Source organism: Yersinia sp. LJYL362 (genome assembly GCF_048323875.1).
In genome coordinates this window covers 1-12,846 of sequence record NZ_JBLWEX010000164.1, presented here as the reverse complement: position 1 = coordinate 12,846, position 12,846 = coordinate 1, and the positions used below count along the sequence as shown (strand labels likewise).

The following is a 12,846-nucleotide window of genomic DNA, read 5'->3' as shown; positions in this document are numbered from 1 at the left end:
TGCTTCTGGCAGTAAACCTTCCAGCCCGGACTCTTGCAATTGTTGCCCGATTTGTAAACCAATTCCGTAGCTTGCTTGCGCTTCAACGCTATCAAAAGAAGGGGTTGTCATGGATTTTCCTTTAGTCGCTAATCATGTCGAAGCCGCCAGCATAACAGCAGCAGGGGAGCGCGGTAAAATCTTGCTTCGCGAATGATGACTTTTGTCGTAGAAAAAGAAACAATGACAGCAGGCTAATGGGGAATACCCCGTTTAGGTATCATAATATTCTGTTTTTTGGCATTAGTCAGATAGTGGCTTAACCCAACTTCAAGCAAGAAGGGTTATACTTAGAAGCCTATGGGTAAAATGCCATTTTATTATTTATGTAGTTTTACGTAGTCGAAGAGAGGTCACCATGGGCAGAATCGCGCCCAGGAGAAGGAAAAGCACTCGGGTTTATCAGCCACTGCTGCACACCTGGCTGAGTATCAGGCAGAGAATAATGCCAGATGCTAAAAATGTTGATGATCACAATCTGATGTCTGAAGTCAGTGCGTCTGAACACATTTCTCCTGCTGAGGATATCACCTCTACTGAAAATAATGTGTCCCCTGAAACTGTTGCTACCGCCGCACAGGAAAAAGGGATTAAAAAGCTACTGCTGAAAATCTGGCACTTGCCAGACAGTTTTGAATGGATGGAGCCATTACCTCACTTTCACCGTCGCTGGGTCATTATCGCAACCGCAGTATTGCTGCTGGCACTGTTGTGGCCAGTTTCCCGTGATAACACCAATAACGCATTCCCGGTGAGTGCACCGTCCACAGACGTGCCACTACAGGCCCAATTACAGGGTAATCTTGATGCTCCGCCACCTCCAACGGTGGCGCCGCCGATTACACCTGAGGCGACTCCCCCGTTACAGGGAAATTGGCAGAGTTATCAAATTCAAGCAGGGAAAACGCTGGCACAGCTATTTCGCGATAATAATTTGCCGGTAAATGAAGTTTTTGCCATGGCGCAAGCCGAAGGTAATGATAAACCGCTCAGTAACCTTAAAGCTGGCCAGGAAGTCAAAATCATGCTGGATGCACAAGGCGTGGTTGCCGCTTTGGCTATTGAAACCACCAATAGTACAGAAGTACTGTTTACCCGCCAAAGCGATGGCAGCTATCGTCGTGTGCGTTAATGGTAGCCAACCCTAGCCCCTTCTATCTAATGCCTTATTTTCTTTGATATTGTCATCCGAACTCCCCTCGAATTAAGTTGTTTTGGATGGTTAACGCCATCCACTAGCTGACGGTTGTATTCATAAACAGCTGTATTCATAAATTGAGGGGATGATGATGAAATATAAATTACCTTTTGTGTTGCTACTGATGCCCTTTGGCGCATTTGCAACACAACATTGCCCAGCCATTGATAATATCAAGCACAACAATGGAGTCTATACCGCAACCACTGCCGGTGTGGGGGAGTGGGTTGGCGCCGTGCAAGGCGAGATTCCCCAGGACAGTGCGATTAAGAGTTTCCATGAAGCCCTTCTGATTCTCAATAGTGATGGTGGGGAAGATAATATTATTGATCAGGGGCGGTTCCAGAAATGTACCTATAACTTGCAAGCCGAAGGTAAGTTAATGGATATGTACTTCGATAACCAAACTTGGCGGGCATCCATCAGTGGAAAACCACATTGGCGGTATCAGCAAACTACTTTTCTTGAGATTTATAGCTGTTCGGGCGTGGCACCTGAACTGTGTGAATTTGAAATTATGTTACCAGCGGCACCCTAATACCTTTTTTCCTTTGACCAAAAAGCAAAACGCCAGCACGAGGCTGGCGTTTTAACAGGTTTACAGCAGCGTAACTTACGCTTCTGGAACCACAATCACGTTCAGTTTTGCGAATACGTCGCTGTGTACCTGGAAGTGAACTTCATGATCACCAGTGGTACGCAGAACGCCATTCGGCAGACGAACTTCGCTCTTGGCTACTTCAACGCCAGCTGCAGTAACTGCATCAGCGATGTCGCGAGTACCGATAGAGCCGAACAGTTTGCCTTCATCACCTGCTTTAGAAGCGATGGTGACGCTGACCAGTTCGTTAATTTTGGTTGCGCGAGCTTCAGCAGCAGCCAGAACGCCAGCCAATTTGGCTTCCAATTCTGCACGGCGTGCTTCAAAGAACTCAACGTTTTTCTTAGTTGCCGGAACAGCTTTACCCTGTGGAACCAGGAAGTTACGAGCGTAGCCCGCTTTAACGTTCACTTGGTCACCCAGGCTGCCCAGGTTTGCTACTTTATCAAGCAGAATAACTTGCATTACCTTATCCTCTCAAAGTCGTTAATGGACAGTGGCCGATTACTGATGACGATCAGTGTACGGCAACAAAGACAGGTAGCGTGCGCGCTTGATACAACGGGCGAGCTGACGCTGGTATTTTGCGCGAGTACCGGTAATACGGCTCGGGACAATTTTACCACTTTCAGTGATATAGTTTTTCAGCGTAGCGATATCTTTATAATCAATCTCTACAACGCCTTCCGCGGTAAAACGGCAGAACTTGCGACGACGGAAATAACGTGCCATTTGGCTAGTCTCCAGAATCTATAAATTCAATCTGCTCGGCATGCAGAACCAATTTGTTTAGCCCATTGCGGCCTTGATGGCAGCTAATGAAGCCTTCAACGGTTAACTGACTGCCGACCGTTATACTGTGAGTTAATGCTTGTGACTTTTGCCCGCTGACGATGATGGGCATTCTGCACCATGTTTGTCGGCTAAATCCGGCTTCCTGCTGTGTTGATCGGTGCTCAAGCACAAATTGACAATGCGGAATTCCAGAAGGACTTACTTTTCGAACCGGTGTCTTGCACACAGTGCCAGAAAGTACCAGACGATTAGTGGTCACCACGGCAATTACTCTTCAGAATCCCCAGCTTCAGAATCATCATTGGCTTCTGACGCGAAGTCGTGACGCTCACGGCGTTCGTCTTTCGCTTTAACCATTGGTGATGCTTCAGTTACCGCGTGCTTAACGCGCATAACCATGCTACGGATAACGGCGTCGTTGAAGCGGAAGTTTGTTTCCAGCTCATCGATCGCTTCCTGCGGCGCTTCAACGTTCAGCAGAACGTAGTGAGCTTTATGCAGTTTGTTGATCGGATAAGCCAGTTGACGGCGGCCCCAGTCTTCCAGACGGTGGATCGTACCAGCAGCATTAGTGATAGTTGCACTATAGCGCTCGATCATGCCCGGAACCTGTTCGCTTTGGTCAGGATGGACCATAAAAACGATTTCGTAATGACGCATCGATTATTGCTCCTTACGGATTATTCAGCCTCCTGATAGGGTCAACCGCGGCCCATGGAGGCAAGGAACGTGTTTGTGTGCGGCTGAAAAATGACGCGTAACTATACTTGCGGGCGGTTTGAAACTCAAGGACTGCCGGGGATTTATTCTTGTTCTAACCATTACTCAGCTAAAACCGCACTTTTTGTTCATTAAATAACCAATGGATGTAGATCCATTAGTCTACTAAATATTTCAATAAAATCATTATCTCAACATAAATGTCATTCACTTTTTTTGACAAAGTGAATCAATTGTCACGTATTTTTAAATTAACAAAAGCGACTAGAATTATTTACATCCACCGCACATCCCCAATAGATTTCAATATGTAGGAAGGCGGCAAGCAAGAGAACCCCGATGAGCTTACTCAAGTAAGTGTCGGGTGAACGAGAGCAGCCAACACACCTACAGGTTGAAAGATGACGGGGAGACAAGCGGCGCAGCTAACTGAAAGTCATTCAAAGTAAATAAACATACCCTAAATAATTCGAGTTGCAGGAAGGCGGCAACTGAGCAAATCCCCAGGAGCTGACATAAGTCAGTGACTGGGGTGAGCGAACGCAGCCAACGCGTCTGCGGCTCGAATTATTTAGGGTATAAGATTTTGGAGTCACCTATGAAACATACACATACACTTACCATCGCAGCCGCACTCGGTTTGGTATTATCAACCAGCACGTTTGCCGCCACAGAAATAACCGCTCAACAAGCTATGCAGCAACAGCGCGTCAGTATCGGTGCACTGTCATTGGGTCACAATGTGATTTCTCCTGATGATGCCACTGCACAAATCAGTAAATTAGCAGATGAACGCGGTGCCACTTCTTATCAGATAATTGCTATGCATGAACCCGGCGACAACAGTTCCATGCACGTTAACGCCGTTCTCTATCGCTAAGATTCAATAGATAAATACAACACCAGAGAAACCCCCATAAAAAGATTGCTCTCAACCCCATTCCCCCCGCTTGTCGGGGGTTTTTATAGATATTTGCTAAAAAAGCGTGTTCCTGCGCTCAATGCTGTTGGCGTAATCTTATGTCCAATCCCCAGCTCTGTAAGATAGGTCAGGTGGCTATCACGCCTACTGACTCGCAGTGCTTGAACCAAGCGCGCACTCTCCGCCACGGGTACCACATCATCCGCTTCGCCGTGCCAAACCAATAAAGGCCGTTCAGCAATTTTTTCCAACTGATGGGAAAGATCATAATCCGCCAGCGGTGCCAGACGATGTTCAAACTCCGCAGGGCTGAGCTCCCGTCCGGCATCCAAAGGTGGAAACAGCGAATGCGCCAGCGAAGTAAAATAGCCTGATCCCATAAAATCGGCGGCAACACTGACCCATGGGTAGCGGGCAAACGCACCTAACGCGGTCATCCCGCCCATTGATGCGCCCGCGACACCCATTCGATCACCGTCAATCAATCCTGCCTGTTGATAATGCTGCTTAAGCCCTGGTAACTCATCAATATTCGATTTGAGGATCTCCCAGAAATGAGATAGTCGCTGTGTTTCATCCCCCGCAAAACGCGCACCATGCATAGCTGCATCCGGCGCTATTGTGCGAAAACCGGCTTGGGCGAAAGCATAGGCAAAATAGGAATAGACTTCTTTTGATGAGGTGTAGCCATGGTAAAAGAAAATGGTTGGTAACGGCTGCTGGCGCTGACCCGCAGGGGCCGCATGGATGACCTCAATTCCATTAATATTTTCCAGCGACATCTCAATCATGGTGAGAATCCTTTATTTATCAGGCAGCGAACAGGCTTATAACAGATAGATGCAGTGTGCCAAAATGAAGATATAAAGTCTTAAATCAATTTCTTCCAAGATATTCCCTCATACTGGAGATGGCAGCGTTACACTTGAGAAATAATGGGTTTACCAGTGATATCGCAGCTGACAAAGGGGCAAAAATGAATTTAAAACGTGTAATGGTAGTCTTACTGGTCACTTTGGGACTCTCGGCTTGCAGTGCTTTTCACGTTACTCCGGTTCCACCACCTGTGGCTCAGCCCTATGCCCAGGAAATCACCCGCGCACAGAGCCTTAATTTACAGAAAGTGGGCACCGTTTCAGCTCAAGTATTTGGCAGCCCGATGGATATTGAAGCTGAAATTAAACGTAGGGCCAATGCCAGTGGTGCGCCCTACTATTTGATTATCATGATGTCTGACAGTATTTATCCAGGCATTTGGTACGCCAACGCTCTGTTGTATAAATAACTAGTTGTATAAATAACTAGCAGTATAAATAATTAGTTGTATAAATGATTTCGAGCTTATTTCATGCCGCTGCCGCGACTGAGCAGCAGCGCGCAAACCGCTTCAGGCACCATGTATTGATCCCGGTGATCGAGCGTCATGCGACACCAGGCATCGGCCAATGGCGGCGAGGCAAACCGCAGCAATTGAGATGCACAACACAAGTCAAACAGTTGCTGCGTTATCGCCCGCCCTTGTTCTTCCTTGGGATTTTTCAGCCGCAGTTGCAGTTGCCGCCATGCCCGATCAAACAGCCGATTTTGCCCTCGTACCGGATAAAACTCTTGCTGAAGCATGTCTATCGCAGAGGGGAGTTTGCGGAAGGTGCGCAGCACATCAAGGCACATAATATTGCCGGAGCCTTCCCAAATGCTGTTGACCGGCATTTCACGATAAATCCGCGGCAGCTCACTTTGTTCGCAATAACCAATCCCGCCGAGAACTTCCATCGCCTCGGCGACAAACCCGCTGCCCAGCCCACAGACACGATATTTTGCCGCTGGCGTCAGTAGCCGGCTGAATACCTGCTCATGAACCTCGCCGGTTTTTTCCCATGCACTGGCCAGACGCATCAATAACGCAGTATGCCCTTCTAAACGCAATGCCATACGGCTTAACACCTGCCGCATCAAAGGTTGGTCAATGAGTGCTTTACCAAAGGCTTGTCGCTGCCAGGCATGGTACAGCGCGACGGAGAAAGCTCTTCTCATCAGGCCATGGCTACCGAGCGCACAATCAAAACGAGTATATCCACCCATTTTCAGAATTTGGCGAATGCCGTCACCTTCATCGCCCAATAACCACGCGGTCGCATGATCAAATTCAACTTCACTGCTGGCATTGGAGCGGTTACCGAGTTTCTCTTTCAAGCGCTCTAAGCGAATGGCGTTATAAGTGCCATCTGGCAATATTTTCGGCAGGAAAAAGCAAGATAGCCCTCCCTCTGCTTGAGCCAACACCAGGTGCGCATCACTTTGTGGCACCGAAAAAAACCATTTGTGGCCGACCAGACGATAAGCCTCACCATGGCCGTGTACTTCCAGCGGCTCTGCTCGGGTGGTGTTACTTAATACATCGGAGCCGCCCTGTTTTTCCGTCATGCCCATGCCAATCAATAAACCGCGTTTCTGGCTACCGACGGTTTGATGAGAGTCATAGCGGTCTGAAAGCAGTGCCGGCAACCAACTTTGGAATAGCGGTGGCAGGGTTTGTTGCAGCAGCGGAATGGCACCAAACGTCATGGTTATTGGGCATAATGTCCCTGCGTCTACCTGAGCATGCAGGATAAAGCGCGCCGCCCGGGCGACAAAAGAGCCTATCCTGGCATCCTCCTGCCAAGGCAAATTGTGCACCCGGTGATTAACCAACTCTTGCATTAACACATACCAGGCAGGATGAAATCGCACTTGATCCAGCCGCTGACCCGCAGCATCGTAGCGCAATAACTCGGGTGGATTGGCGTTTGCCAGCCGCCCTAATTCAAGTGACTCCTGTGATCCCAGTTGAAGTCCAATCAGAGAAAGACTCTCGCCATCCCAGCCAGCATGTTCCCGTATCACTGCTTCCCGCAAAGCCATATCAGACAGATATAAATTACTGTTAGATAACGGCTCAGGCTGGTTGAAAACCAAATGAGTCTGCCACTCCATACCTTCCTCCATTTCGGTACTTATTGCGAAATCGGCATTCATAAATCAGGGTTAAGTATGGTGCAGGCGGGGTTTTTTGCTGACAGACACATCACAAACAGCGATTAATCCACTCTATATCGCTGATAGTGATGCGAAATTCTCTGTGTGAAAAATAAAAAACAAAAAGCCAACATCCGGAAATGTTGGCTTGATTGAAATGCCGGTATGAAATACATATACCCAAGTTACTTCGGGATGCAGGTAGGCGGCAAGTGAGCGAGTCCCCAGAAGCTTACACAAGTAAGTGACTGGGGTAAGTGAAGGCAGCCAACACCCCTGCATCTTGAAGGGCGACGGGTATATTAAACTTTTAGCGCTCGCTGACGTACCGCTTCAAACAAACACACACCGGTAGCAACCGATACATTGAGTGAAGAAACACTCCCTGCCATCGGAATACTGATCAGTTCATCACAGTGTTCGCGGGTCAAACGGCGCATACCTTCCCCCTCAGCTCCCATCACTAATGCCATCGGGCCGGTCATTTTGCTTTGATACAATGTATGATCTGCTTCACCGGCAGTCCCGACAATCCAGACATTGTGCTCTTGTAACACTCGCAGCGTACGCGCCAGATTAGTGACTTTAATCAATGGTACGTTTTCAGCAGCACCACTGGCGACCTTCTTGGCGATGGCATTCAACTGCGCCGAGCGATCCCGTGGCACGATAACCGCATGGACACCCGCAGCATCTGCACTGCGCAAGCATGCGCCCAGATTATGAGGATCAGTAACGCCATCGAGCACTAACAGGAAAGGGGTTTCTACACTTTCCAGTAACGCTGGCAAGTCATTTTCCTGATACTGACGCCCTTCACGGACTCGCGCCACAATACCCTGATGGACACCACCTTCAACCTGTGAATCCAGCCACTGGCGGCTGGCAACCTGAATCACCAAACCGGCTGCTTCCAGTTCGGCAATCAAGGGCTGTAGGCGACGATCGTCACGACCTTTCAGAATAAAAACTTCCAGAAAACGTTGTGGATCATTGTCTAACAAGGCTTTAACGGAGTGAATGCCGTAAATAATTTCGCTCATGATGCTCTTTTATAAATGATTAAATATAAATGAATGCGGGCGACCAGGGCCGCCCGACAATCAACAGGCCATTATTGGTCACTGCTGGTTTTTTTCTTCGCGCGCTTGGCCTTAGTGGCAGCGGCAATTTTCTTGGTCTTGGCGGATGCTCTTTTCGCTTTAGCTTTGGCCTTTTTCTCGGCCAACGCTTTGTCATCTAACTTAGCGGCGGCATCTGCCGGACGAAAAGCGCTGTCCGGCTCAAAGTTTACCGGTTTTTTGGCACGACGAGGGCGTTTCTGCCCACTTCCTGCTGGCGCGCCATCACGACGTGATGAACTCGATGAGCTACCACGACCGCCACGGCCAGTGGAGGTATCGCGCATCGTGCGCTGACCATCGGCTTTCTTGGCTTTATCACGCGCCGTTTTACCTTCACCGCGCGGTTTACGGGTACTGGAAACCAGAGCAAAATCAATTTTGCGCTCATCCATGTGGACCGCCTCAACCCGGATTTCCACAGTATCACCCAACCGGTAAACCTGACCTGAGGATTCACCGATCAAACGCTGACCAATGTTATCGTAACGGTAGTAGTCATTATCCAAACTGGAGACATGTACTAAACCATCAATAAACAAATCATCCAGACGGACGAAGAAACCAAAGCCGGTGACGCTGGCAATAATCCCGGTGAAGACTTTCCCCACCTGATCCTGCATAAAATCACACTTCAGCCAATCTGCAACATTACGAGTCGCTTCATCAGCGCGGCGTTCAGTCATTGAGCAATGTTCGCCCAATTGCAGCATCTCTTCGTACTCACTGTGCCAGCCGCCGGTTGGTGTCCAGCGCTCTTTCACATTGCCGTGTTCTTTGGCAAGCTGGTACTTGATAGCCCGGTGCATGGCTAAATCGGGGTAACGGCGAATTGGCGAGGTAAAGTGACCATAAGACGCCAACGCCAAACCAAAGTGACCACGGTTTTCCGGATCGTAAATCGCCTGTTTCATCGAACGCAGCAACATGGTTTGTAGCATTTCATGATCCGGACGATCCGCCACTTCATCCATCAGCACCGCATAATCTTTTGGCTCTGGTTTCAAACCACCGCCGAGTGTCAGACCCAGCTCACTGAGCACACTGCGCAGCGCGGAGATATGGTCATCACTTGGGCGATCATGCACCCGGAACAGCGCCGGTTCATTGTGTTTTTCTACAAATCGCGCGGCGGCGATATTCGCCAGAATCATGCACTCTTCAATCAACTTATGCGCGTCATTACGCACCGTCGACTCAATCCGCTCGATACGCCGTTCGGCGTTAAAAATAAACTTGGCTTCTTCGGTTTCGAATGCAATACCACCACGCTCAGCACGAGCCTGATCCAGCGCCTTGTACATGGTATGCAGTTCTAACAGATGTGGCACCAGCGGCTTATATTGCTCGCGCAGTGATTCTTCGCCGTCAATGATTCGCCATACTTTGGTGTAGGTCAGACGCGCGTGCGAGCTCATCACCGCTTCGTAGAACTTAGACGACGACAGCTTACCCTGTGCGGAGATGGTCATCTCACACACCATACACAGGCGGTCTACCTGCGGATTCAGCGAGCAGAGGCCATTTGACAGCACTTCCGGCAGCATCGGAACAACTTGCGACGGGAAGTAAACCGAGTTACCACGGCTGCGAGCTTCATCATCCAGCGCAGTGCGCGGGCGCACATAATAACTGACATCAGCAATTGCCACCCACAAGCGCCAGCCACCACCGCGTTTTTTCTCGCAGTAAACCGCATCATCGAAATCGCGGGCATCTTCACCATCAATAGTGACCAACGGCAGATTGCGTAAATCCACTCGCCCTTTTTTCGCTTCTTCCGGCACTTGCTCTTTCAGGTCAGCAACTTGTTTTTCAACTTGTGGCGGCCAGGTATGTGGGATCTCATGAGTGCGCAGTGCGATATCTACCGCCATGCTGGTCCCCATGTTTTCACCGAGCACTTCAACAATCTTACCTACCGCTTTAGAACGGCGGGTCGGGCGCTGGGTCAACTCGACCACCACCATATACCCCATTCGCGCGCCATTGATGGCATCAGGTGGGATCAGAATATCAAAACTCAAGCGGCCATCATCCGGCACCACAAAACCGGTACCCGCATCAGTAAAGTAACGGCCGACAATCTGGCTGGTTTTCGGTACTAATACGCGCACGATACGTGCTTCACGACGACCTTTGCGGTCAGCGCCAACGGCCTGGGCTAATACCACATCACCATGAATCGCGGTTTTCATTTGCTCGGCTGAGAGGTACAGGTCGTCTTTACTGCCTTCAACCCGTAAGAAACCAAAGCCATCACGATGACCAATAACAGTCCCGCGCAGCAAGTCCAGGCGCTCCGGCAAGGCGTAGCACTGACGACGGGTAAAGACCAATTGTCCATCACGCTCCATCGCGCGCAGGCGGCGACGCAGCGCCTCTAGCGGTTCTTCACCCGATAAATTAAGTTCATTTGCCAACTCTTCACGGCTGGCAGGTGTTTCGCGTTTCGCGAGATGAGCCAAAATGAACTCCCGGCTAGGGATCGGTGACTCATATTTTTCTGCTTCTCGCTCCAAGAATGGATCTTGTGACATTGCGGTTCCTCCGTTGTCAGCAGCAGCCTTATACCCTGCGTACTTGAAGCCGCAGGGGTGTTAGCTGCGCGCTCTCACCCGAATCACTTACCAGTGTAAGCTCATCGGGATTCGTTTACTGGCTGCCTACCAGCAACTCCAATTACTTTGGGTATATATATCTTTGATTAAGCAAAAATCTACTCAACAAGTAATAGCTTGTAGAGCGGGGTATTATCTTTAACCATATCGGCTAAAGAATAGTTATCCAGCTCGTTAAGGAAACTTTGTACTGCCTGATTAAGCACTTGTTTCAGGCGGCAAGCGGGGGTTATATGACAAAAATCACTACTACAATTCACCAGAGAAAGAGGTTCTAACTGGCGAACAACATCACCAATTCGAATCTGGTCAGCCGGTTTACCTAACCGTATGCCGCCGTTTTTCCCCCGCACGGCAGTGACCAACCCGACACGGCTCAACTGATTGATTATTTTAACCATATGATTGCGAGACACGCCATAGACCTCAGTCACCTGAGAAATGCTGGTCATTTGGCCTTCAGGTAGCGAGGCCATATAAGTCAGCGCCCGCAAACCATAATCAGTAAAACTTGTTAACTGCACATATACCCCTGAGTATCAGTTTACTCGGCTTAAACCCATCTAAGATGACACGTTTTGGATAGATTATAAGTGCGATTCTAAGTGCTATTTAGAAACTTATAGTTTGAATGATAAACCAGCCATAAAGCTTGCGGCTAATCTTTTAGGTGGAGGGCGAGTCTTTTGATGTAAAACGGCTTATCCGAGGTCATTTCTGCATCTAATTATACCCAAAGTAGTTAACTTTGCAGTTAACAATGCAAGAAGGGTATAAACAATAAACCGGACCTAAGCCCGGTTCATTAGCGTCTGAATTCTGATTATTTAGCGATTTGCTAATAAATCATGCATCAAATGGGTCGCGCAGGATCATGGTTTCTTCACGATCCGGGCCGGTAGAAATGATATCAACCGGAACACCGGTCAGCTCTTCTACACGCTTGATGTAGTTCAGCGCTGCCTGTGGCAACTTACTGTGTTCTTTTACGCCAAAGGTCACTTCTGACCAACCTGGCATGGTTTCATAGATTGGCTCAATACCTTCCCAGCCTTCAGCAGCCAGAGGGGTGGTATCAACTTCGCGGCCATCTGGCATGCGGTAGCCAACACACAGTTTCACTTCTTTCAGGCCATCCAGCACGTCCAGTTTGGTCATGCAGAAGCCAGACAAGGAGTTTATCTGCACTGCACGACGTACTGCAACGATATCCAACCAACCGGTACGACGGCTACGGCCAGTGGTCGCGCCATATTCGTTACCTTGCTTGCGCAGGAACTCACCTGTTTCATCGTTCAGTTCAGTCGGGAATGGACCGGCACCAACACGAGTGGAATAGGCTTTCACGATACCCAGCACGTAATCAACATAACGTGGGCCCAGGCCAGAACCTGTCGCTACGCCACCAGCAGTGGTGTTAGATGAAGTCACATACGGATAAGTGCCGTGGTCGATGTCCAGCAAGGTGCCTTGAGCGCCTTCAAACATCATGAAATCACCACGCTTGCGCGCGCTGTCCAGCAATTCGGAAACATCAACTACCATTGCAGTTAGAATGTCTGCAACAGACATATTTGTCTGAGGGTCAACAGCCATTACACCATCTAGCACTTTCTGGTAGTCAACCGCTTCTTCTTTGTAGTAGTGCACCAACTGGAAGTTGTGGTAATCCACAATTTCTTTCAGTTTGATTGCGAAGGTTTCTTTGTTGAACAAATCACCTACGCGCAGACCGCGGCGGGCAACTTTATCTTCATAGGCAGGGCCGATACCACGACCGGTAGTACCGATTGCTTTTGCACCACGTGCTTTTT

General features: G+C 49.1%; 14 protein-coding genes and 1 pseudogene. 4 read left to right on the top strand and 11 right to left on the bottom strand.

Features of this window, described 5'->3' with window-relative positions:
* Nucleotides 1-111, bottom strand: a pseudogene (locus ACNSO8_RS07905) (peptidylprolyl isomerase); the annotation flags it as partial.
* 286 nt (nt 112-397) lie between these two features.
* Between ACNSO8_RS07905 and ACNSO8_RS07900 the strand changes: the two are divergent.
* Both ACNSO8_RS07900 and ACNSO8_RS07895 read left to right on the top strand, forming a co-directional pair.
* On the top strand, nt 398-1,171 hold the full coding sequence (locus tag ACNSO8_RS07900; RefSeq protein WP_026017985.1) for a LysM-like peptidoglycan-binding domain-containing protein: 774 nt from the start codon (nt 398-400) through the stop codon (nt 1,169-1,171).
* Between the two features lie 154 nt (nt 1,172-1,325).
* On the top strand, nt 1,326-1,775 hold the full coding sequence (locus ACNSO8_RS07895; protein WP_072082903.1) for a DUF3757 domain-containing protein: 450 nt from the start codon (nt 1,326-1,328) through the stop codon (nt 1,773-1,775).
* Nucleotides 1,776-1,850: 75 nt separating this feature from the next.
* Here ACNSO8_RS07895 and rplI read toward each other — a convergent pair whose 3' ends face one another.
* The 4 genes from rplI to rpsF are packed head-to-tail and all read right to left on the bottom strand — an operon-like array spanning nt 1,851 to nt 3,293.
* On the bottom strand, nt 1,851-2,303 hold the full coding sequence (gene rplI, locus ACNSO8_RS07890; RefSeq protein ID WP_005175476.1) for a 50S ribosomal protein L9: 453 nt from the start codon (nt 2,301-2,303) through the stop codon (nt 1,851-1,853).
* Nucleotides 2,304-2,342: 39 nt separating this feature from the next.
* On the bottom strand, nt 2,343-2,570 hold the full coding sequence (gene rpsR, locus ACNSO8_RS07885) for a 30S ribosomal protein S18 (protein WP_002210155.1): 228 nt from the start codon (nt 2,568-2,570) through the stop codon (nt 2,343-2,345).
* Nucleotides 2,571-2,574: 4 nt separating this feature from the next.
* Nucleotides 2,575-2,895 carry a primosomal replication protein N gene (gene priB / locus ACNSO8_RS07880; protein ID WP_020282467.1) on the bottom strand — a complete coding sequence of 107 codons (321 nt, stop codon included), beginning with the start codon at nt 2,893-2,895 and terminating at the stop codon, nt 2,575-2,577.
* A gap of 5 nt (nt 2,896-2,900) precedes the next feature.
* A complete protein-coding gene (gene rpsF, locus ACNSO8_RS07875; protein ID WP_002210153.1) occupies nt 2,901-3,293 on the bottom strand; it encodes a 30S ribosomal protein S6 in 393 nt (130 codons plus the stop codon).
* A gap of 658 nt (nt 3,294-3,951) precedes the next feature.
* On the opposite strand from rpsF, the gene ACNSO8_RS07870 reads away from it, so the two are divergent.
* Nucleotides 3,952-4,233 carry a DUF1471 domain-containing protein gene (locus tag ACNSO8_RS07870; RefSeq protein WP_418394333.1) on the top strand — a complete coding sequence of 94 codons (282 nt, stop codon included), beginning with the start codon at nt 3,952-3,954 and terminating at the stop codon, nt 4,231-4,233.
* Nucleotides 4,234-4,316: 83 nt separating this feature from the next.
* On the opposite strand, the gene yjfP is transcribed toward ACNSO8_RS07870, so the two are convergent.
* The gene (gene yjfP / locus ACNSO8_RS07865) at nt 4,317-5,066 is read right to left on the bottom strand and encodes an esterase (protein WP_418394332.1); all 750 of its coding nucleotides are present in this window, start codon (nt 5,064-5,066) and stop codon (nt 4,317-4,319) included.
* Between the two features lie 185 nt (nt 5,067-5,251).
* Between yjfP and bsmA the strand changes: the two genes are divergently transcribed.
* Nucleotides 5,252-5,560: a biofilm peroxide resistance protein BsmA gene (bsmA, locus tag ACNSO8_RS07860; RefSeq protein ID WP_418394331.1), complete on the top strand. Its 309-nt coding sequence runs from the start codon at nt 5,252-5,254 to the stop codon at nt 5,558-5,560.
* Between the two features lie 56 nt (nt 5,561-5,616).
* Here the strand turns inward: bsmA and ACNSO8_RS07855 are convergent, their stop codons facing one another.
* The 5 genes from ACNSO8_RS07855 to purA form a co-directional block, all read right to left on the bottom strand.
* Nucleotides 5,617-7,260: an isovaleryl-CoA dehydrogenase gene (locus tag ACNSO8_RS07855; RefSeq protein WP_418394334.1), complete on the bottom strand. Its 1,644-nt coding sequence runs from the start codon at nt 7,258-7,260 to the stop codon at nt 5,617-5,619.
* Nucleotides 7,261-7,592: 332 nt separating this feature from the next.
* On the bottom strand, nt 7,593-8,333 hold the full coding sequence (gene rlmB / locus ACNSO8_RS07850) for a 23S rRNA (guanosine(2251)-2'-O)-methyltransferase RlmB (RefSeq protein ID WP_032908742.1): 741 nt from the start codon (nt 8,331-8,333) through the stop codon (nt 7,593-7,595).
* Nucleotides 8,334-8,404: 71 nt separating this feature from the next.
* Nucleotides 8,405-10,951 (bottom strand): ribonuclease R, encoded by a 2,547-nt coding sequence (rnr, locus tag ACNSO8_RS07845; RefSeq protein ID WP_418394330.1) that lies wholly within the window; start codon nt 10,949-10,951, stop codon nt 8,405-8,407.
* A gap of 179 nt (nt 10,952-11,130) precedes the next feature.
* Entirely contained in the window at nt 11,131-11,556 is a 426-nt protein-coding gene (gene nsrR / locus ACNSO8_RS07840) for a nitric oxide-sensing transcriptional repressor NsrR (RefSeq protein WP_418394329.1), read from the bottom strand.
* 322 nt (nt 11,557-11,878) lie between these two features.
* The coding region (gene purA / locus ACNSO8_RS07835; RefSeq protein ID WP_418394328.1) for an adenylosuccinate synthase at nt 11,879-12,846 on the bottom strand (968 nt) is incomplete at its 5' end.